Source organism: Methylobacterium terricola (assembly GCF_006151805.1).
Classification (GTDB): Bacteria; Pseudomonadota; Alphaproteobacteria; order Rhizobiales; family Beijerinckiaceae; genus Methylobacterium; species Methylobacterium terricola.
In genome coordinates, this window is record NZ_VDDA01000010.1 from 94,148 (window position 1) to 113,032 (window position 18,885).

General features: G+C 71.1%; 16 protein-coding genes. 14 read left to right on the forward strand and 2 right to left on the reverse strand.

Annotated elements, in window-relative coordinates; all coding sequences use genetic code 11:
• Window positions 1-3 precede the first annotated feature (3 nt).
• Window positions 4-270, reverse strand: coding sequence for a hypothetical protein (locus tag FF100_RS20705; RefSeq protein WP_139037635.1), 267 nt, complete (start codon window positions 268-270; stop codon window positions 4-6).
• A 147-nt stretch (window positions 271-417) separates the two neighbouring features.
• Here FF100_RS20705 and FF100_RS37210 point away from each other — a divergent pair, with 147 nt between their 5' ends.
• From FF100_RS37210 to FF100_RS20755, 11 genes are all read left to right on the forward strand, one after another.
• Complete coding sequence (locus FF100_RS37210; protein ID WP_171070275.1) at window positions 418-555, forward strand: hypothetical protein; 138 nt, start codon at window positions 418-420, stop codon at window positions 553-555.
• A gap of 174 nt (window positions 556-729) precedes the next feature.
• Window positions 730-1,974 carry an ABC transporter substrate-binding protein gene (locus FF100_RS20710; protein ID WP_139037636.1) on the forward strand — a complete coding sequence of 415 codons (1,245 nt, stop codon included), beginning with the start codon at window positions 730-732 and terminating at the stop codon, window positions 1,972-1,974.
• Between the two features lie 31 nt (window positions 1,975-2,005).
• Window positions 2,006-3,892: an ABC transporter permease gene (locus FF100_RS20715; protein ID WP_139037637.1), complete on the forward strand. Its 1,887-nt coding sequence runs from the start codon at window positions 2,006-2,008 to the stop codon at window positions 3,890-3,892.
• Window positions 3,889-4,671, forward strand: coding sequence for an ABC transporter ATP-binding protein (locus tag FF100_RS20720; RefSeq protein ID WP_139037638.1), 783 nt, complete (start codon window positions 3,889-3,891; stop codon window positions 4,669-4,671). Before FF100_RS20715 ends, FF100_RS20720 begins: the two co-directional genes overlap by 4 nt.
• Window positions 4,671-5,396: an ABC transporter ATP-binding protein gene (locus FF100_RS20725; RefSeq protein WP_139037639.1), complete on the forward strand. Its 726-nt coding sequence runs from the start codon at window positions 4,671-4,673 to the stop codon at window positions 5,394-5,396. Before FF100_RS20720 ends, FF100_RS20725 begins: the two co-directional genes overlap by 1 nt.
• A 287-nt stretch (window positions 5,397-5,683) precedes the next feature.
• Complete coding sequence (locus tag FF100_RS20730; RefSeq protein ID WP_139037640.1) at window positions 5,684-7,720, forward strand: hydantoinase/oxoprolinase family protein; 2,037 nt, start codon at window positions 5,684-5,686, stop codon at window positions 7,718-7,720.
• Window positions 7,717-9,405 (forward strand): hydantoinase B/oxoprolinase family protein, encoded by a 1,689-nt coding sequence (locus FF100_RS20735; protein WP_139037641.1) that lies wholly within the window; start codon window positions 7,717-7,719, stop codon window positions 9,403-9,405. Before FF100_RS20730 ends, FF100_RS20735 begins: the two co-directional genes overlap by 4 nt.
• The gene (locus tag FF100_RS20740; RefSeq protein WP_139037642.1) at window positions 9,402-10,904 is read left to right on the forward strand and encodes a 6-hydroxynicotinate reductase; all 1,503 of its coding nucleotides are present in this window, start codon (window positions 9,402-9,404) and stop codon (window positions 10,902-10,904) included. Before FF100_RS20735 ends, FF100_RS20740 begins: the two co-directional genes overlap by 4 nt.
• Window positions 10,901-11,383 carry a MarR family winged helix-turn-helix transcriptional regulator gene (locus FF100_RS20745; RefSeq protein ID WP_139037643.1) on the forward strand — a complete coding sequence of 161 codons (483 nt, stop codon included), beginning with the start codon at window positions 10,901-10,903 and terminating at the stop codon, window positions 11,381-11,383. The genes FF100_RS20740 and FF100_RS20745 overlap by 4 nt, the downstream gene beginning before the upstream one ends.
• A 3-nt stretch (window positions 11,384-11,386) precedes the next feature.
• Entirely contained in the window at window positions 11,387-12,277 is an 891-nt protein-coding gene (locus tag FF100_RS20750; protein WP_139037644.1) for a UPF0280 family protein, read from the forward strand.
• Window positions 12,274-12,852 carry an amino acid synthesis family protein gene (locus tag FF100_RS20755; protein ID WP_139037645.1) on the forward strand — a complete coding sequence of 193 codons (579 nt, stop codon included), beginning with the start codon at window positions 12,274-12,276 and terminating at the stop codon, window positions 12,850-12,852. Before FF100_RS20750 ends, FF100_RS20755 begins: the two co-directional genes overlap by 4 nt.
• 243 nt (window positions 12,853-13,095) lie before the next feature.
• Here the strand turns inward: FF100_RS20755 and FF100_RS20760 are convergent, their stop codons facing one another.
• A complete protein-coding gene (locus FF100_RS20760) occupies window positions 13,096-14,502 on the reverse strand; it encodes a GGDEF domain-containing protein (protein ID WP_139037646.1) in 1,407 nt (468 codons plus the stop codon).
• A gap of 557 nt (window positions 14,503-15,059) precedes the next feature.
• Between FF100_RS20760 and paoA the strand changes: the two genes are divergently transcribed.
• Genes paoA through paoC form a run of 3 tightly spaced genes read left to right on the forward strand, consistent with a single transcriptional unit; the run spans window position 15,060 to window position 18,838 of the window.
• Window positions 15,060-15,668, forward strand: a complete 609-nt coding sequence (gene paoA, locus FF100_RS20765; protein WP_246102192.1) for an aldehyde dehydrogenase iron-sulfur subunit PaoA — start codon at window positions 15,060-15,062, stop codon at window positions 15,666-15,668.
• Window positions 15,665-16,615, forward strand: coding sequence for an FAD binding domain-containing protein (locus tag FF100_RS20770; protein ID WP_139037648.1), 951 nt, complete (start codon window positions 15,665-15,667; stop codon window positions 16,613-16,615). The genes paoA and FF100_RS20770 overlap by 4 nt, the downstream gene beginning before the upstream one ends.
• A gap of 3 nt (window positions 16,616-16,618) precedes the next feature.
• The gene (gene paoC, locus FF100_RS20775; RefSeq protein ID WP_139037649.1) at window positions 16,619-18,838 is read left to right on the forward strand and encodes an aldehyde oxidoreductase molybdenum-binding subunit PaoC; all 2,220 of its coding nucleotides are present in this window, start codon (window positions 16,619-16,621) and stop codon (window positions 18,836-18,838) included.
• Window positions 18,839-18,885: the final 47 nt, after the last annotated feature.

Genomic DNA, 18,885 nt, shown 5'->3' on the forward strand with positions numbered 1-18,885 from the left:
GCGTCAGCGGGCCCGGTTCGTCGGGCTGGTCGCCGTGGCGTTGCCGCCGCTGTGGCTCGGCAGGTCGTCGGTGCGGGCGGCGGCGCCCGGCGCGGTCGGCGCCACCGTGCCGGTGGTCAGGTCGCGGTTCGGCATGCCCTTCTCGGCATTGCTCTTCACGCTGCCGGGGTTGTTCATGTTGTTCTCGGCCGAGCCGGGAACGCCGGTCTGGGCCAGGGCGGCGCCGGTCATCGCGACGGTGGCGGCGAGGGCGATCAGCGTCGTACGCATGGATGTGTCCTTCTCCGAGGTCTCGTGGGGCGGCAACGCGCGACCGGCCGGCCAAGCTCCCCGTTTTCCACACGGTCGTTCCCTTGCCGGCCCCGACGTGTGTTCCTATTTTGTTCTAATCGAGACAGGGCAGGATGGAGAACGGCGATGCAGCACGCATCTGATCGCGACGAGGATGCGGGCGAGACCGCGCGCATCGAGCAGGCGGCCTGGGTCGCGGCGATGATCGAGGCGGAGCGGGAGCGTGCCCTCGATGCCTGGCTCGCCCGCGAGGCGGGTCTCTAGACCCCGGTCTTGCGGCGTTGCACGCTTGCGCGACAGACACCGCCCGGTTTTTCCGCAGACGTGACTCTTGCGTCCCGGCACAGGCCAAGTATCGTGGCCCGACATCGTTCGTAGACGAACGAATTGGCATTCCGGCGCAGAGCCTTCGCGCCGGAACGGACGGAGGTTCTCGCCATGTCGACCCGCGACGAGACGTTGCTGCCTCTGTCCCGCCGCACGGTCCTCGGCGGGCTCGCCGCCGCCCCTCTGAGCCTCGCGGCGTCCCGGGCGCTGGCTCAGGGGGCCGGGCCGATCCGGATCGGCGAGCTGAATTCCTACGGCCGTATGGCCGCCTTCGCGGTCCCCTACCGCAATGCCATGCAGCTCGCACAGGATACCGTCAACAAGGCGGGCGGCATCAAGGCGCTCGGCGGCCGCCCGATCGAGATCGTGTTCCGCGACGACGGCTCGACGCCGGGCGACGCGACCCGGGTCGCCGAGGAGCTGCTGACGCGCGAGAACGTCGCCTTTTTGTGCGGCACCTTCCTGTCCAACGTCGGCCTCGCGGTGGCGGATTTCGCCAACCAGCGCAAGGCGCTGTTCCTCGCCACCGAGCCGCTCACCGACGCGCTCACCATGGGCAGCGGCAACCGCTACACCTTCCGGGTGCGGCCCAACACCTACATGCAGACCCGGATGCTGTTCGACGCGGTGAAGGCGAGCGGCGTCAAGCGCTGGGCGATCGTGGCGCCGAACTACGAGTACGGCCAGTCGGCCGCCGCCAACTTCAAGCGCCTGATGGCGGCCGCGGTGCCGGGCTTCGAGGTGGTGGGCGAGCAGTTCCCGGCGCTCGGCAAGGTCGATGCCGGCGCCACGGTCGGCGCCCTGTCGCAGATGAAGGCTGACGGCCTGTTCAACGTGCTGTTCGGCGCCGATCTCACCGCCTTCGTGCGCGAGGGCAACACCCGCGGCCTGTTCGAGAAGCGCAAGGTCGCGAGCCTGCTCACCGGCGAGCCGGAATACATGATCCCGCTCGGCGACGAGACGCCCGAGGGCTGGGTCACCACCGGCTATCCGTGGGAGACCATCGACACCAACGGCCACAAGGAATTCGTCGCCGCCTACCGGGCCCGGTTCAACGACACGCCGCGCCTCGGCTCGCTGCTGGGCTACGTCGTGGTGGGCATGATCCGCGACATGCTGGAGAAGGCGGGCTCGACCGAGACCGAGGCGATGATCTCCGCCCTCGAAGGCCTCACCTCCCAGACCATCGCCGGCCCGGTGACGATGCGGGCGCTCGACCACCAATCGACGCTGGGAGCCTGGGTCGGCGAGACGGCGCTCAACGGCCGCCAGGGCACGATGAAGTCCGTGCGCTACGCCGACGGGGCGAACTACATGTTCCCCGAGGCCGAGGTGAAGGCGGCCCGCAAGGCCTGACCCGTCTGAAACGCGCCGGAGCGGAGGCCCCATGGACCCGTCCTTCCTCGTCCTTCAGGCGCTGTCCGGGTTCGCCAGCGCCTCGTCGCAGTTCATCATCGCCTCCGGGCTGACGATCGTGTTCGGCGTCACCCGGATCGTGAACTTCGCCCACGGCTCGTTCTACATGCTGGGGGCGTATCTCGCGGTCACGATCGTGCCGCGGCTGCTCGATGTGTCCTATTCCCCCGCCGCGTTCTTCCTCGGGGTCCTGCTCTCGGCCCTCCTCGTCGGGCTGATCGGCGTCGCGGTCGAGGTGCTGCTGTTGCGCCGCATCTACCGGGTGCCCGAGCTGTTCCAGCTGCTCGCCACCTTCGGCGTGGTGCTGATCGTCGAGGACCTGGTGCTCAAGGTCTGGGGGCCGGTCGACATCGCCGGACCGCGGGCGCCCTCCTTGCGCCACGGCGTCGAGATCCTGGGGCAGCGCTTTCCCGCCTACGAGCTGGTGCTGATCGCGGTCGGCCCGCTGGTGCTGGGACTCCTCTGGCTCCTGATGCACCGCACCCGCTTCGGCGTGCTGATCCGGGCCGCGACCCAGGACCGCGAGATGGTCGGCGCGCTCGGCGTCAACCAGGCGCGGCTGTTCACCCTGACGCTGTTCCTCGGCGCGAGCCTGGCGGGGCTCGGCGGCGCGCTCCAGATCCCGCGCCTCCCGGCCAACGCCCATATGGACCTCTCGGTCATCACCGACGCCTTCGTGGTCACGGTGATCGGCGGGATGGGCTCGGTGCCGGGCGCCTTCGTGGCCGCCCTGCTGATCGGCCAGCTCCAGGCCTTCGGCATCCTGATCTTCCCGAAGGTGACGCTGGTCCTGGTCTTCGCGCTCATGGCGGTGGTGCTGGTGGTCAAGCCCTGGGGCCTGTTCGGCCGGCCGGAAGCCGCGTCCGGCCGGGTGATGCCGCCGGAGGGCATCCCGGGATTGCGCCGCTTCCGTCCGGCGGAAACCGTGCTCGCCGGCCTCGCAGTGCTGGCGCTCCTGGCGGTGCCGCTCCTCGGCGACGCCTACAAGGTCAAGGTCGCGACCGAGATCCTGGTCTTCGCGCTGGCGGCCTTCTCGCTGCAATTCCTGGTCGGGGTCGGCGGCCTCGTGTCGTTCGGGCACGCGGCGTATTTCGGGCTCGGCGCCTACGCGGCCGGTCTGCTCGTCACCGGCCCGTTCAAGGCGCCGATGGAGCTGGCGCTGGTCGCCGCGCCCCTCGCCGCGGGGATCGGCGCGGCCCTGTTCGGCTTCTTCATCGTGCGGCTGTCGGGCATCTACCTCGCCATGCTGACGCTCGCCTTCGGGCAGATCGTCTACGCGATCTGCTTCCAGTGGGTCGAGGTGACGGGGGGCGACAACGGCGTCGTCGGGGTCTGGCCGTCGTCGTGGGCGTCCGGCCGCACGACCTACTTCTACCTCGTCGCCGCCCTGTCGCTCACCGCGATCGTCGCCCTGCGCCGAGTGATCTACGCGCCGTTCGGCTACACCTTGCGGGCGGCGCGCGACTCGGCCACCCGCGCCGAGGCGATCGGCCTCGACGTCCGCACCCATCGCTGGCTCGCCTTCACCCTGGCGGGCGCCGCGGCCGGGCTCGCCGGCGGGCTCTACGCCTTCATGAAGGGCTCGATCGACCCGACGCTCACCGGGATCCCGCTCTCGATCGACTTCCTGGTGATGGTGCTGGTCGGCGGCATCCAGACCGTGATGGGGCCGCTCGTCGGCGCCGCCTTCTTCCACGCGCTGAAGGACGCGGTGATGCCGCTGACCGAGTTCTGGCGCCTGCTGCTGGGCTTGGCGATCATCGCGACCGTGCTGGCCTTCCCGCGCGGGCTCGCTGGCGCCGCCGAGTCCCTGCGCGGGCGCAAGGCGGGACTTGAGCCGGTGGAGGCCTCGGCATGACGCTGCTCGTCGTCGAGGGACTGACCAAGCGCTTCGGCGGCGTCGCCGCCGCCAAGGACGTGTCGTTCACGCTGGACGCCGGCGAGATGCTGGCGATCATCGGGCCGAACGGCGCCGGCAAGTCCACCACCTTCAACATGGTGGGCGGCCAGCTCAAGCCCGATTCCGGCACCATCGCCCTCGACGGGCGCTCCATCGCCGGCCTGCCGGCGCGCGCGATCTGGAAGGCGGGCGTCGGGCGCACCTTCCAGGTCGCCCAGACCTTCGTGTCGATGACGGTGGCCGAGAACGTCCAGATGGCGCTGCTCTCCCATCACGGCCGCAGCCGCAGCCTGTTCCGCGACGCCCGCGCCCTCCATCGCGACGAGGCCCTCGGCCTCCTCGCCGGGGTCGGGATGCGCCAGGACGCCGAGCGGTCGGTCTCGGAACTGGCCTATGGCGACGTGAAGCGGGTGGAGCTAGCGGTGGCTCTCGCCTCGCGCCCGAAGCTCCTGCTGATGGACGAGCCCACCGCCGGCATGGCACCGCGGGAGCGTTCGGGGCTGATGGCGCTCACCGCCGAGGTGGCGCGGACGAACCGCATCGGGGTCCTCTACACCGAGCACGACATGGAAGCGGTGTTCGCCCATGCCGACCGGGTGCTGGTGCTGGTGCGCGGCGAGATCATCGCCGCCGGCACGCCGGAGGAGATCCGCGCCAACCCGCGGGTGAAGCAGGTCTATCTCGGCGAGGCCGGCACCGAGGCGGCGATGCGCGCCCGCCGGAAGGCGGTGGCGTGATGCCGAAATCCTTCGACACACCGCTCCTCGACGTCTCGGGCCTCACGGCGGCCTATGGCCGGGCCCAGGTGCTGTTCGGCGTCACCCTGACGCTCCGGCCCGGCGAGGTCGTGGCCCTGATGGGCCGCAACGGCGCCGGCAAGTCGACGACGCTCAAGGCGATCATGGGCGTGCTGCCGCCGACCGGCGGCACGGTCTGGTTCGAGGGCCAAGCGGTGACCGGGTGGGAGCCGTTCCGCGTCGCCCGCCGCGGCCTCGGCTACGTCCCGGAGGAACGGCGCATCTTCACCGACCTCACGGTAATGGAGAACCTCGAGGTCGGCCGCAAGGTGCCGGCGGACGGGCGCCCGGCGTGGACGCCCGATACGCTGTTCTCGATCTTCCCCAACCTCGCCGAGATGCGCACCCGCCGCGCCGCCGCGATGTCGGGCGGCGAGCAGCAGATGCTCACCATCGCCCGCACGCTCATGGGCAACCCGCACGCGGTGCTGCTCGACGAGCCGTCGGAGGGCCTCGCCCCGGTCATCGTCGAGCAGATGGCCGACGCGGTGCTTCGGATGAAGCGCGAGGGCATCGCGGTCCTGCTCTCGGAGCAGAATCTGAGCTTCGCCGGCGCGGTCTCGGACCGGGCCTACGTGATCGAGAAAGGCGCGATCCACTTCGAGGGCACGATGGCGGCGCTCGAGGCGGACGAGGCGGTGCGGGAGGCGTACCTGACGGTGTGAGAGGCAGACCCCGAGAATGGCGCGGGATCCCCTCTCCCGTGTGGGAGAGGGGTAGGGGTGAGGGTGGCGACGGTGCCGCAAGAAGACTGCACTGTTCCGCTGCCAGCACAACGTTACGAGCCTGACTCAGGACCGTAGCACCCTCACCCCCGGCCCCTCTCCCACATGGGAGAGGGGGGGATCGCGCCGACCTCTCAACGGGAGCGGTGGCACGATGATGGTAGACAAGGCCGGCCCACAGCCGGCCACCAACGAGACCGTTCGTAGACGAATGATCGAGGTGTGACGTGAGACGCGTGGCAGGCATCGATGTCGGCGGCACCTTCACCGACCTTCTCCTGACGGAGGCGGATACATCCGGCGTGCGGGTACGCCTCGCCAAGGTGCCGACCACGATCCGCAACCAGGCCGAGGGCGTGCTCGGGGCAATCGCTGCCGCCGAGGTGGCGCCGGCCGATCTCGATCTCGTCATTCACGGCACCACCGCCACCACCAACGCGGTGCTGGAGCGCATGACCGCCAAGGTCGGGCTGATCACGACGGAGGGCTTCCGCGACGTCCTCGAACTCGGGCGCCGCACCCGGCCGAAGCCCTACGGCCTGTTCGGCACCTTCGAGCCGCTGATCCCGCGCGAGTGGCGCCGCGAGGTGCCCGAGCGCGTCATGGCCGACGGCGCGGTGCGCACCCCCCTCGACGAGGACGCGGTCGCTCACGCCGTCCGTGCCCTGCTGGCGGAGGGCTGCGAGGCCCTGGTGATCCACTTCCTGCACGCCTACGCCAACCCGGAGCACGAGTTGCGCGCCGGCGCCATCGCCCGCGCGCTCTGGCCGAATTCCTACGTCACCCTCGGCCACGCCCTCCTGTCCGAGTTCCGCGAGTACGAGCGCGGCACCACCGCTTCGGTCAACGCTGCGGTGCAGCCGATCCTCGACCGCTACATCCGCCGCCTCCAGGACGAGCTGCGCGCCAAGGGCTTTGCCCGCGACCTCCTGGTGATGAACGGCAATGGCGGCACCGTGCCGGCGGGCCTCGTCGTCGAGGCGGCGGCCAAGACCGTGATGTCGGGCCCCGCCTCCGGGGTGATGGCCGCCGCCGCCACCCTCGCCCAGTCGGGCCTCACCAACGCCATCACCTACGACATGGGCGGGACCTCGACCGACGTGGCGCTGATCGCCGGCGGCGTGCCGGAGGTCTCGGCGGAACTCACCATCGATTACGGGCTGCCGATCCACCTGCCGATGGTCGACGTGCACACGGTCGGGGCCGGCGGCGGCTCGATCGCCTCGGTCGACCGGGCCGGGATGCTACGGGTCGGCCCCGAGAGCGCCGGCTCCGAGCCCGGCCCGATCGGCTACGGCCGCGGCGGCACGCGGCCGACCATCACCGACGCCAACCTGGTGCTCGGCCGCCTCGATCCGGCCCGGCTCACCGCGGTGCGGGCGGGCGTCTCCCTCGACACGATCCGCGCGGCCTTCGCCCGCGACCTCGCCGGCCCGCTCGGCATGAGCGTCGAGGCGGCGGCCGAGGCGGTGATCCGGCTCGGCAACGTGCACATGACCGGGGCGATCCGCATGGTGTCGCTGTCGCGCGGCTACGACCCGCGCGAGTTCGTGCTGTTCGCCTTCGGCGGCGCCGGCCCGCTCCACGCCGTGGCGCTCGCCCGCGAGCTCGGCATCCCGGAGGTGCTGGTGCCGGCTAGGCCCGGCCTCACCAACGCGCTCGGCTGCCTCGTCGCGGATCTCCGCCAGGACCGGGTCCGCACCCTCAACCGGCCCCTCGACGGGCTCGACATGGCGGATCTCCGCGCCGTGCTGGAGGAGCAGGCGGCGGATGCGCTGGCGATGGTGGCCGAGGAGCAGGCCGAGATCGAGGAGACCGCGGTCACCTACGGCGCCGACATGCAGTTCCGCGGCCAGACCCACCTGATCCGCGTCGCCCTGCCCTCCCCGGACATCGACCGCGCGACGCTTCAGGAGCTGTTCGAGGCCGCCTATTTCCGCCGCTTCCAGGTCCGGCTGCCGGAGATCCGGGCGGTGCTGGTCAACCTCGTCACCTCGGTGATCGGGCGGCGCAAGCCGTTCCCGCTCGCCGCGCTCATCGACGAGGCAGGGCGCACCGACCTCGCCGGCGCCCGCCTCGGCACGCGGCCGGTCTATGCCGGCGGCGCCTGGCACGAGGCGGCGATCTATGCCCGCGAGGCGCTGCCGCTCGGCGCAGAGATTTCCGGGCCGGCGGTGATCCAGCAGATCGACGCCACCACGGTGATCGAGCCCGGCGCCGTGGCCCGGGTCGATGCCATCGGCAATTTGAGGATCCGCGTATGAGTCAGCTCGACGCCCTCACCCTGGCGGTGATCCAGGCCGGGTTGCAGCAGGTCTGCAACGAGATGGACATCGCCTTCTCGCGCTCCGCCTTCTCGCCGGTCATCGCCGAGGCTGACGACCGCTCGGACGGGATCTACGACCGCGACACCGGCGCGCTGATCTCGCAGGGCGAGTTCGGCCTGCCGGTCTTCGTCGGCACGATGCAGTATTCGACCGGCGAGCTGATCCGGCTGATCCGCGAGGGCCGGGTCGGGGCGCCGGAGCCCGGCGACATCTACATCGTCAACGATCCCTATCTCGGCGGCACGCACCTGATGGACGTGCGCTTCGTGCGCCCAATCTTCGTCGAGGGCACGTTGTTCTGCTGGCTGCAGAATACCGGCCACTGGCCGGATATCGGCGGCATGGTGCCGGGCGGCTTCTCAGCCCACGCGACGGAGGTCGAGCAGGAGGGATTGCGCCTGCCGCCGGTCAAGCTGTTCAAGCGCGGCACGATGGATCCGGAGATCTTCTCGATCATCGCCTCGAACATCCGCGTCGCCGACCAGCGCATCGGCGACATCAAGGCGCAAGCCGCGGCGCTGATGGTCGGCGAGACCCGGCTGAACGACCTCCTGACGAAGTATGGCCGCGAGACATTGGACGCCGCGATCCGGGAGATCCGCGCCCGCTCGGCCGAGCGGATGCGGGCCGAGATCCGCCAGATCCCGGATGGCACCTACGCATCCGAAGCCTTCGTCGATTCCGACGGCGTCGTGAACGTGCCGCTGCGCATCGCGCTCAAGGTCACCAAGACCGGCGATCACCTCACCTTCGACTTCTCGGGCTCGTCGCCACCCTGCCGCGGCCCGATGAACTCGGTGGTGGCGACGACCTATTCCTCGGTCTACCTCGCGGTGAAGCACGTCTTCCCGGACGTGCCGATCAATGCGGGCACCTTCGAGCCGCTGACGATCATCCGCCCCGAGGGCACCTTCCTCGATGCGCGCTATCCCCGTCCTGTCTCGGGCTGCGCGGCGGAGGTGAGCCAGCGCATCGCCGAGGCGGTGTTCCTGGCCCTCGTCCAGGCGATCCCCGAGCGCGTCACGGCGGCGCCCGCCGGCACCTCGGGCAATTTCGCGCTCGGCGGCTTCGACCCGGTCAAGAACGCCCCTTACGTGATGTACCAGATCACCGGCGGCGGCTACGGCGGCAATGCCGGCCACGATGGCCTGTCGAACGGCTGCTCGACCATCGGCATCTCGAAGACCGCGCCGGTCGAGGTGATGGAGCAGTATTATCCGGTGCTGTTCCGCCGCTTCGCGCTCCGCGAGGGATCGGGCGGAGCCGGCGCCCATCGCGGCGGCTTCGGCGTCCATTACGAGGTGGAGTTGCTGCGCGGCGAGGCCCGGGCCTCGTTCGTGATGGATCACGGCCGGTTCGGGCCGCCGGGGGTGCTCGGCGGCGGCGATGGGGCGCCGAACGTGGTGCGCATCCACCGCGGGGGCGAGACGATCACCCCGCTCCACCTGTCGAAGGACCAGAACATCGCCATCCAGGCCGGCGACCGGGTCGAGGTGATGACCCCGGGCGGCGGCGGCTACGGCGCACCTCAGACCCGTGACCCCGCCCTCGTCGCCCGCGACCGGCGCCGGGGCTATTATCGGGCGGACGAGGCCGAGACCTTGTGGGGGACCCAGCCATGAGCGCCGAGAGCCTGAGCACGGAAGCGCGCTCGAAGAAATTCGGCGCGCAGGAAGCCGACGGCATCGTGCGCTGCGATGCCTGCCCGGTCCTGTGCCGGATCCGCCCCGGGCGGTCCGGCGCCTGCTCGCGCTACGCCAACGAGAACGGCCACCTGGTCCGCACCGATCCTGTCGTGCTGCTGCACGATGCGGCGGAATCCGGCCGGAGACTGGTGCCGTTCGGGGCGGCGGAGTGGGACGGGCGGGTACTCGATCCCTCGCGCACCTTCGTCACCGGCATCGGCGCCGGCACCACCTATCCGGATTACAAGCCCGCCCCGTTCATCGTGGCGAGCGAGCACGAGGGCGTCGAGACCGTCACGGTCGTGACCGAGGGCATCTTCAGCTATTGCGGCGTGAAGGTGAAGATCGACACCGACCGTCATCTCGGCCCCGAGCGGGCGGCGATCCGGGTCAACGGCGAGGAGGTCGGCCACGTCACCACCGCCGAGTACGGCTCGCAGATGCTGTCGGTCGGCGGCGTGCGCCACCTCACCGGCGGCTCGAAGAAGGAGGGCAGCGTCACCTGCGACACGCTGCTCCGCCTCTGCTCCGGCGACGCCGTCACGATGACGATCGAGGGCGGCCACGAGGTCGTGGTCCAGGCCGGCCACGCCCCGATCGTGGACGGCATCCCCGAGCAGCGCATGCGCGTCGGCTGCGGCTCGGCGACGGTCGGCATCTTCGCCCGGCAATGGCTCGGCCATGCCGACGAGGTGATCGTCGTCGACGACCACATCACCGGCGTGCTCACCGAGCACCAGGCCGGCAAGGTCCTCGGCATGCGCCCGGCCGGCATCCGGGTTCGGGGCCGGCGCTCGACGCCGGGGCGCTACTTCCAGGTCGCCAATCCGGGGGTGGGCTGGGGCGGCACCGACATCGCCGATCCGCTCGGCATCATCCAGGCGATCGACCCCGCCACCGCCTGGCCGGGCCTTCGCCTCCTCATGACCTCGACCACCGGCGAGCACGCCCTCTGGCTCGTCCTCGACGACGACCTGAAGCCGGTCCCGGCGGCGATGCCGGCCCCGGTGGGTGCGGTGGTCGACCGCATCGGCGAGAATTGCGAGCCCTCGCTCTGCACGGTCCTGTTCATGGCCGGCGCCGGCGGCTCCTTGCGGGCCGGGGTCACCGAGAACCCGGTGCTGCTCACCCGCTCGGTCGCCGCCGGGGAGACGAAGGTGACGATGGGCGGCGCACCGGTGACGGTCTGGCCCGGCGGCGGCATCACGGTGATGGCCGACGTGACGCGCCTGCCGCGGAACGCCTTCGGGTCGGTGCCGACTCCGGCGATCGTCGCGCCGATGGAATTCACCCTGCCGCGCGACCTCTATGCCCGCCTCGGAGGGCATGACAGCGACGTGGTGACGATGTCCGACATCCTGCGCGAGGTCGGCCCGACCGCCCGGATCGACGGGTGGAACCCCGACCATCCCTGGCCGCCCGGTGAGGTCGCATGAACGCTCCGCGCGCGACGCCCGCACCCCTGCCCGACCCCGAGCCGGAGGTCGATGCCGAGGCGATCCGCACCTACCGGGTCGAGGACCAGATCGGCTACCTGGTCCGGCGGGCGCACCAGCGCGCCTCCTCGATCTTCGAGGCGGTGATGCGGGACTTTTCCGTCACGCCGGTGCAGTTCGCCGTGTTGTGCAAGCTGCACGACCTCGGGCCGACCTCGCAGAACCAGGTCGGACGGCTGGTCGGCGTCGATCCGGCGACGATGTTCGGCGTCGCCCGGCGGCTGACCTCCCGCGGCCTCATCCGCCCGACCGCCGACGACACCGACGCCCGCCTCGTCCTGCTGGCGCTGACCGACATCGGGTTCGGGGTGATCGAGGCGATGAAGAACCGTGGGCCCGAGGTGACGGCCCGCACCCTGGCGCCCCTCACGCCGGCGGAGGCCGACATGCTGGTCCGCCTCATCGGCAGGCTCGGCTGAGCCATGGACGGTCCGGCGCACCAGCTTCTGGCCGATGGCCGGCTGCACCTGCAGCACGGGCCGATCGACCTCGTGCTGCGTGCCTACGGCACCGAGGGGGCGGTGGCGGAGGCGCACCGGGCGGCGGTGGATCGCTTCGCCACGGTTCTGGGCGAACTCGTCGGCGAGTTGCCCGAGTTGCGGAAGGCGATGAGCGAGCGGCCGCGGGTCCAGGGCACGATCGCCCGCCGGATGGTCGCGGCGTGCCGGCCGCACAGGGAATTCATCACCCCGATGGCCGCGGTCGCGGGCGCGGTGGCCGACGAGATCCTGGAGGCGATGCGGGAGGCCGCCCCCCTCGACAAGGCCTTCGTCAACGATGGCGGCGACATCGCCCTGCACCTGACCGAGGGCGAGACCCTGGCCGTCGGCGTGGCGGCGGATTTCTCCGGCGGCCCGGTCCCGGCGCTGAACGGACGGGTGATCCTGGCCTGCGAGGACGGCATCGGCGGCATCGCCACCTCGGGGCGGCAGGGCCGCTCCTTCTCCCTCGGCCTCGCCGATTCGGTGACGGTGCTCGCCCGCGACGCCGCCGGCGCGGATGCCGCCGCGACGCTGATCGCCAACGCGGTCGATCTGCCCGGTCATGCGGGCGTCGAACGGGTGCCTGCCACCGACCTCGATCCCGATTCGGATCTCGGCCCCCGCCTCGTCACCGTCGCGGTGCCGGTGCTCTCCGTCGACGCGGTCGCGGAGGCGCTCGAGGCGGGGCGGCGCCGGGCGGCGCAATTGCGCGCCGCCGGCCTGATCCGCTCCGCCGCCCTGATGCTGCAAGGCCGCTCCGTCGTCCTGGACGACCCGGGCATTCTCGACACTCCAGGCATTCTCGAAGGCAGAAGGAAGATCCGCTCATGATCGAGGTCCGCAAGATCGTCGTCACCGTCGAGGAGGTTCGTCACGATGGCGGTCCGGCGCTGGCCGCCCCGATCCTGAAGGGCGCGGTCGCCTGCGTGCTCAAGAACCCCTTCGCCGGGCGCTACGAGGCCGAGATCACCCCGATGATGGAGGCGCTGAAGCCGCTCGGCGTCGAATGCGCCCGCAAGCTCCTCGACGCGCTCGGCGGCGATCCGGGCCGGATCGAGGCCTATGGCAAGGGCTCGCTGGTGGGGGCCTCCGGCGAGCTCGAGCACGGGGCGCTGTGGCACGTGCCGGGCGGCTACGCCATGCGCGAGCTGCTCGGCCAGGCGCTGGCCATCGTGCCGTCGATGACCAAGCTCGGGCCGATGGGCGCGTCTCTCGACGTGCCGATCCACCACAAGGATGCGGCCTATGTCCGCTCGCATTTCGACGGCATCACCGTGGCGGTGGCGGATGCGCCCCGGGCCGACGAGATCCTGTTCGCCCTCGCGATGACCACCGGCGGCCGGCCGCATGCCCGGGTCGGGGGGCTGACCAAGGACGCGATCGGGAAGTGGGACGGGCAGCGGTAACCGCGGGTTCGGGAGAGAACCGGGACCAGCCGGTGCGGCGGCGTCGAACCCGTCGCATCGTCCCGGGACCGCGAAGCGCAGCCGGGGATCCAGAATCGCAGGTCGGACGGAAGCGAGCGAATCCCGTCCCGCCATATCCGGAAGGACGCGCGCAGCTGGATTGCGGGCTCCGCGACGACCGGGGGTGCCGGGATCGTCGGGCGGGGCGTCCATCGCCGGGACACGTCGCCGCCGGGCGGCGTTCTAAGCGGCCCCCCGCTCCGGCATCACCGCATCCGGGCGCGGCCCCGGGCTCGCCTCGACGCGGTTGCGGCCGTTGCGCTTGCAGCGATAGAGCGCGGCATCCGCGCGGGCGACCAGGCTGTCGGTGCTCTCGCCCGGGGCCAGGGTGGCGACGCCGAACGAGCAGGTACGGGGGCCGACCTCCGGCAGGGCCGTGCCCTCGACCCGCACCCGGAGGCGCTCGGCAATCGCCGTGGCGGTGGCGAGATCCGCGGCCGGGCAGAGCAGCATGAATTCCTCGCCGCCCCAGCGGCCGAGGGTGTCGCTGGGGCGTACGGCATCGCGCAGCAGGGCCGCGAAGGCGATCAGCACCTGATCGCCGACCTTGTGGCCGTAGCGGTCGTTGACCGACTTGAAGTTGTCGACGTCGCCGAGGATCAGCGACAGCGGGGCCCCGCTCTCCGTCGCGTGCTCGGCCGTCTCGGCCAGGGCCTCGTCGAGTTTGCGCCGGTTGAACAGGCCGGTGAGCAGATCGGTATGGGCCAGGGTCTCGAGGTCGCGGGTGCGCTCGGCGATGCGGTCCTGCAGCGTCGCGTTCATCTCGCGCAGGTCGCGCATCAGGGCGGCGTTCTCCTCGAAGGAGCGTCGCAGCCGGTCGCGCATGGTATTGAGCGCGCCGGCGAGCGCATGCAGCTCGTTGCGGCCGCCCGCCTCGATGGTGAGCGGCGGCGCCGCCGCGAGGGTGTCGGCATCGATCCGCGCCAGGTAGTCCCGGATCTGCGCCAGCGGCCGGCCGACCATGGTGCGGATCACCAGATAGAAGATGAACCACAGCATCAGCGACTTGACCGCCGAGTTGATCAGGATCACGTAGAGCGTGTTCTTCACCTGCTCGATGGCGATGCTGTCGTCGGAATGGACGGTCCAGGAGCCGATTGGGTAGAGGCGGCCATTCTCGTCGGTATGGACGACCGGGAAGGTGCGGCTGAACGCGGTGCCGAAGCTCCGGCTGGCGGGCTGCAGCTCCTCATTGCGTCCGACATGCCAGATCTTGCCCGAATCGTCGGAGAAGGTGCCGATCGCCTGGACGCGCTGGCCGGCCTCGTCGCGGACCTCGACCCCTACGACCGCCGGGACCTCGCGCATGCCCGCCAGGATGCCGCGCAGCACCTCGGTATTGTACCGCCACATCGCGTCCTCAATGCCGGGGCTGAAGGTGCGCTGCAACGAATCCACGTCGTCCTGCAGACGCTGGCTCGCGGCCTGATAGGCCACCAGCATCTGGACGGCCGTGAGGCCTACGGCCACCACCACGTAGCAGCCGAACATCACCCTCATCAGGCGCCCGGCGAGCGCGCGGTCGCGCAGGGGCGCACCGGAATTCCCGTCGCTGCCGAAGATCCCGCGAAGGTAACGTAGAACCGCCATGCCTTAAGCGCGACCCCCGAGGCTGCCGGGCCGGGCGTCCCGTCTCGCATCGTGCAGGAGGAAAACGGCCGCGGCGAGCGGGACATGACTCCTCTGCTGCTTCATTCCCGCCCCCCTTATCCCAGCCACAACTCTGTCTGTTAGACTCGGGCCCGACATTCAAGATCCCGTTAATCGCCTGCGAGACGGGACCGTAGCACTAAATTCCTAAAAATACTGACGCCCGATCGCCCTGGTCCGGGCCGCCGGTGCTGCGGCAGGTCCGACCGGAAGGAGGGGCCTGCCCCTCTCGATCTTGTCGGTCCGAGACGATCACGCCGGATGGGATATTTTTATCCCCGAGAATGCGGTCCCGGCTCAAGCGGATTCCGCGTTCTCGGTCGATTGACCGGTGCATGGCGGCCGGCTTCGGAGGACGCGCGGCGCGCGCCGGCCGGGCAACGGCGTCGCGCCCCGGGATCCCGGAAGCCCGTCCCGCATTCACTGCGCATGACCACGACCGCCACGACCTCGACCGCCATCGGCTTGACCGCCACGACCGCAACCGGAGACGTCTGATGGCCGGAGCCTCCGCCCCCGCTTCCCTCGCCGCCCTGCCCGGGATCGCCCGGGCCGTCCCCGGCCCCGGCGACGACGCGCCGGTGACCGCCCGTGTCGCGCTCACGGTGAACGGCGTGCGCCGAGAGATCGACCTCGACCTGCGCACCAGCCTGCTCGACGCGATGCGCGAGCACCTGCACCTGACCGGCTCGAAGAAGGGCTGCGATCACGGCCAGTGCGGCGCCTGCACGATGATCGTCAACGGGCGGCGCATCAACGGCTGCCTGACGCTCGCGGTGATGCACCAGGGCGCCGAGATCACCACCATCGAGGGATTGGGCCAGCCCGACGCGCTTCACCCGCTTCAGGCCGCCTTCGTGACGCATGACGGCTACCAGTGCGGCTATTGCACGCCCGGTCAGATCTGCTCCGGGGTCGCGGTGCTGGAGGAGATCCGGGCCGGCATCCCGAGCCACGCCACCGGCGACCTCACCCGGCCGCCCGAGTTGAGCGAGGCCGAGATCCGCGAGCGGATGAGCGGCAATCTCTGCCGCTGCGGCGCCTATTCGAACATCGTCGAGGCGATGACGGACTATGCCGAGCAAGCGTCCGGGAGCCGCGCATGAAGTCGTTCACCTACGAGCGCCCCGGCACCCCGGCCGAGGCCGCCGCCGCGATGGCGCAGCGGCCCGATGCCAAGTTCATCGCCGGCGGCACCAACCTCCTCGACCTGATGAAGCTGCAGGTCGAGGCGCCGTCCCACCTCGTCGACGTCAACGGCCTGGGCCTCGACGCGATCGAGGAGACGCCGGAGGGCGGGCTCCGCATCGGTGCGCTCGTGCGCAACACCGATCTCGCGGCGGATGACAGGGTGCGACGGGATTACGGCGTGCTCGCCCGGGCTCTCCTCGCCGGCGCCACCGGCCAGCTGCGCAACCAGGCCACCACCGCCGGCAACCTGCTGCAGCGCACCCGCTGCCCGTATTTCTACGACACGGCGCAGGCCTGCAACAAACGCCAGCCCGGCTCGGGCTGCTCCGCCCTCGACGGGGTCAGCCGCCAGCTCGCGGTGATCGGCGGCAGCGACGCCTGCATCGCCACGAACCCGTCCGACATGGCGGTGGCGATGCGGGTGCTCGACGCCACGGTCGAGACCGTCGACGCGGGCGGCACCGGACGAACGATCCCGATCGCCGCGTTCCACCGCCTGCCGGGCGACGAACCGGAGCGCGACACGGTGCTCAAGCACGACGAGCTGATCACCGCGGTGACGCTGCCGAAGCCGCTCGGCGGCGTGCAGGTCTACCGCAAGGTGCGCGACCGGGCGTCCTACGCCTTCGCCCTGGTCTCGGTCGCCGTGGTGATTCAGCCGGACGGGACCGGCCGGGTCGCCTTCGGCGGCCTCGCCCACAAGCCCTGGCGGGTCGAGGCGGCCGAGGGAGAGCTGCCGCGCGGGCCCAAGGCGACGGCGTCGGCAGCGCTCGCCGGTGCGGCTCCCACTCCCGACAACGCGTTCAAGCTGACGCTGGCCGAGCGGACCCTCGGTGCGGCGCTCAAGCAGGCGAGGGCCTGACCGATGAAGTTCGACACACCAGCCGGCCAGAACCCGATCGACCGCCTCCGCGTGGTCGGCTGCCCCACCGACCGCATCGACGGCAAGTACAAGACCACCGGCACAGCCGCCTATGCCTACGAGCGCCACGACGTGGCGGACCACCAGGCCTACGGCTACGTGCTGGGTGCGACCATCCCCAAGGGCCGCGTGCGCGCCGTCGACACCGCCGCCGCCAAGGCGGCCGCCGGGGTGATCGCGGTCGTCACGACCCTCGACGTGCCGAAGCTCGGGCTCGGCACGATGAACTACGCCAGCCTGTTCGGCGGAGACCGGATCCAGCACTATCATCAGGCGGTCGCCGTGGTGGTGGCCGAGACCTTCGAGCAGGCCCGCGCGGCGTCGTTCCTGGTCCGGATCGACTACGCCCCGGAGGCCGGCCGCTTCGACCTCGCGGCGGAAGCGCCGCACGCGCCGCCGGCCAAGGCCGATAGCGGCGAGGGCAGCGGGGCCGACGGCGCCGAGCGGGTCGGCGACTTCGAGGGCGCCTTCGCGCAGGCGCCGGTGCAGCTGGACGCCACCTACACCACCTCCGACGAGTCCCACGCGATGATGGAGCCGCATGCGACGATCGCGGCCTGGGACGGCGACAGGCTCACGCTCTGGACCTCGAACCAGATGATCGCCTGGGCCAAGGGCAGCATCGCCAAGATCTTGGGGATTCCGAAGCAGAACGTGCGGGTCGATTCACCCTATATCGGCGGCGGCTTCGGCGGAAAGCTCTTCGTGCGCGCCGACGCGGTGCTGGCGGCGCTCGCCGCCAAGGCAGCCGGGCGGCCGGTGAAGGTGGCCCTCACCCGCCCGCTGGTCGCGAACAACACCACCCACCGCCCGGCCACGATCCAGCGCGTGCGCATCGGCGCGACGCGGGACGGCACCATCACGGCGATCGCCCACGAAAGCGTGTCCGGCAACGTGCCGGGCGGCGTGCCCGAGACCGCGGTCGACCAGACCAAGCTCCTCTATGCCGGCGCCAACCGCCTGACCGCCCTGCGGCTCGCCGAGCTCGACCTGCCCGAGGGCAACGCCATGCGGGCCCCGGGCGAGGCGCCCGGGATGCTGGCGCTCGAGGTCGCCATGGACGAGATGGCGTCGATGCTCGGGATCGACCCGGTCGAGTTCCGCATCCGCAACGATACCCAGGTCGATCCGAACCAGCCCGATCGCCCGTTCTCGCACCGCGACCTCGTCGGCTGCCTGCGGCTCGGCGCCGAGAGATTCGGGTGGGCGGCGCGCAATCCGGCACCGGGCCAGGCCCGCGACGGGCAGTGGCTCGTCGGGATGGGCGTGGCGGCCGGGTTTCGCAACAATCTAGTGATGAAGTCCGCCGCCCGGGTCCGGCTCGACGCCGCCGGGACGGTCACGGTCGAGACCGACATGACCGATATCGGCACCGGCAGCTACACCATCATCGCCCAGACCGCCGCCGAGATGATGGGCGTTCCCCTCGACCGGGTCGTGGTGCGGCTCGGCGATTCCGACCACCCGGCCGCGGCGGGTTCCGGCGGGCAATGGGGCGCCAACAGCGCGACGGCGGGGGTCTACGCCGCCTGCACCAAGCTGCGCGAGGCGGTGGCGCAGCGTCTCGGCATCAACTCGGCCGATGCGGACTTTGCCGGGGGCGAGGTCCGGGCCGGCAACCTGTCCGTTCCGCTCGCGCAGGCCGCGCAGGCGGGAGAGCTCGTCGCCGAGGACGCGATGGAGTACGGCGACCTCGCGAAGCGTCAGCAGCAATCGACCTTCGCCGGCCATTTCGTCGAGGTCGGGGTCGATGTCGACACGGCGGAGGTGCGGGTGCGCCGGATGCTGGCGGTCTGCGCCGCCGGGCGGATCCTCAACCCGAAATCGGCCCGCAGCCAGGTCATCGGCGGCATGACCATGGGGGTCGGCGCCGCCCTGATGGAGAAGCTGTCGGTCGACAAGAAGCGCGGCTTCTTCGTCAACCACGATCTCGCCGGCTATGAGGTGCCGGTCCATGCCGACATCCCGCACCAGGAGGTGATCTTCCTCGACGAGGTCGATCCCACCTCCTCGCCGATGAAGGCCAAGGGCGTCGGCGAGCTCGGCCTGTGCGGCGTCGGCGCCGCGGTGGCGAACGCGATCACCCACGCCACCGGCATCCGCGTGCGCGACTTCCCCCTCACCCTCGACAAGCTGCTCGCGCAGATGCCGGACGCCGCATGACGTCCGGCGGGGACGACCGGCGCGCAAGCGACGGCAGGGCGATGCGG

Excerpts from the sequence above, each read along its gene's own strand:
- FF100_RS20705 (WP_139037635.1), bottom strand. The coding sequence starts at position 270 with ATGCGTACGACGCTGATCGCCCTCGCCGCCACCGTCGCGATGACCGGC.
- FF100_RS37210 (WP_171070275.1), top strand. The coding sequence starts at position 418 with ATGCAGCACGCATCTGATCGCGACGAGGATGCGGGCGAGACCGCGCGC.
- FF100_RS20710 (WP_139037636.1), top strand. The coding sequence starts at position 730 with ATGTCGACCCGCGACGAGACGTTGCTGCCTCTGTCCCGCCGCACGGTC.
- FF100_RS20715 (WP_139037637.1), top strand. The coding sequence starts at position 2,006 with ATGGACCCGTCCTTCCTCGTCCTTCAGGCGCTGTCCGGGTTCGCCAGC.
- FF100_RS20720 (WP_139037638.1), top strand. The coding sequence starts at position 3,889 with ATGACGCTGCTCGTCGTCGAGGGACTGACCAAGCGCTTCGGCGGCGTC.
- FF100_RS20725 (WP_139037639.1), top strand. The coding sequence starts at position 4,671 with ATGCCGAAATCCTTCGACACACCGCTCCTCGACGTCTCGGGCCTCACG.
- FF100_RS20735 (WP_139037641.1), top strand. The coding sequence starts at position 7,717 with ATGAGTCAGCTCGACGCCCTCACCCTGGCGGTGATCCAGGCCGGGTTG.
- FF100_RS20740 (WP_139037642.1), top strand. The coding sequence starts at position 9,402 with ATGAGCGCCGAGAGCCTGAGCACGGAAGCGCGCTCGAAGAAATTCGGC.
- FF100_RS20745 (WP_139037643.1), top strand. The coding sequence starts at position 10,901 with ATGAACGCTCCGCGCGCGACGCCCGCACCCCTGCCCGACCCCGAGCCG.
- FF100_RS20750 (WP_139037644.1), top strand. The coding sequence starts at position 11,387 with ATGGACGGTCCGGCGCACCAGCTTCTGGCCGATGGCCGGCTGCACCTG.
- FF100_RS20755 (WP_139037645.1), top strand. The coding sequence starts at position 12,274 with ATGATCGAGGTCCGCAAGATCGTCGTCACCGTCGAGGAGGTTCGTCAC.
- FF100_RS20760 (WP_139037646.1), bottom strand. The coding sequence starts at position 14,502 with ATGGCGGTTCTACGTTACCTTCGCGGGATCTTCGGCAGCGACGGGAAT.
- paoA (WP_246102192.1), top strand. The coding sequence starts at position 15,060 with ATGGCCGGAGCCTCCGCCCCCGCTTCCCTCGCCGCCCTGCCCGGGATC.
- FF100_RS20770 (WP_139037648.1), top strand. The coding sequence starts at position 15,665 with ATGAAGTCGTTCACCTACGAGCGCCCCGGCACCCCGGCCGAGGCCGCC.
- paoC (WP_139037649.1), top strand. The coding sequence starts at position 16,619 with ATGAAGTTCGACACACCAGCCGGCCAGAACCCGATCGACCGCCTCCGC.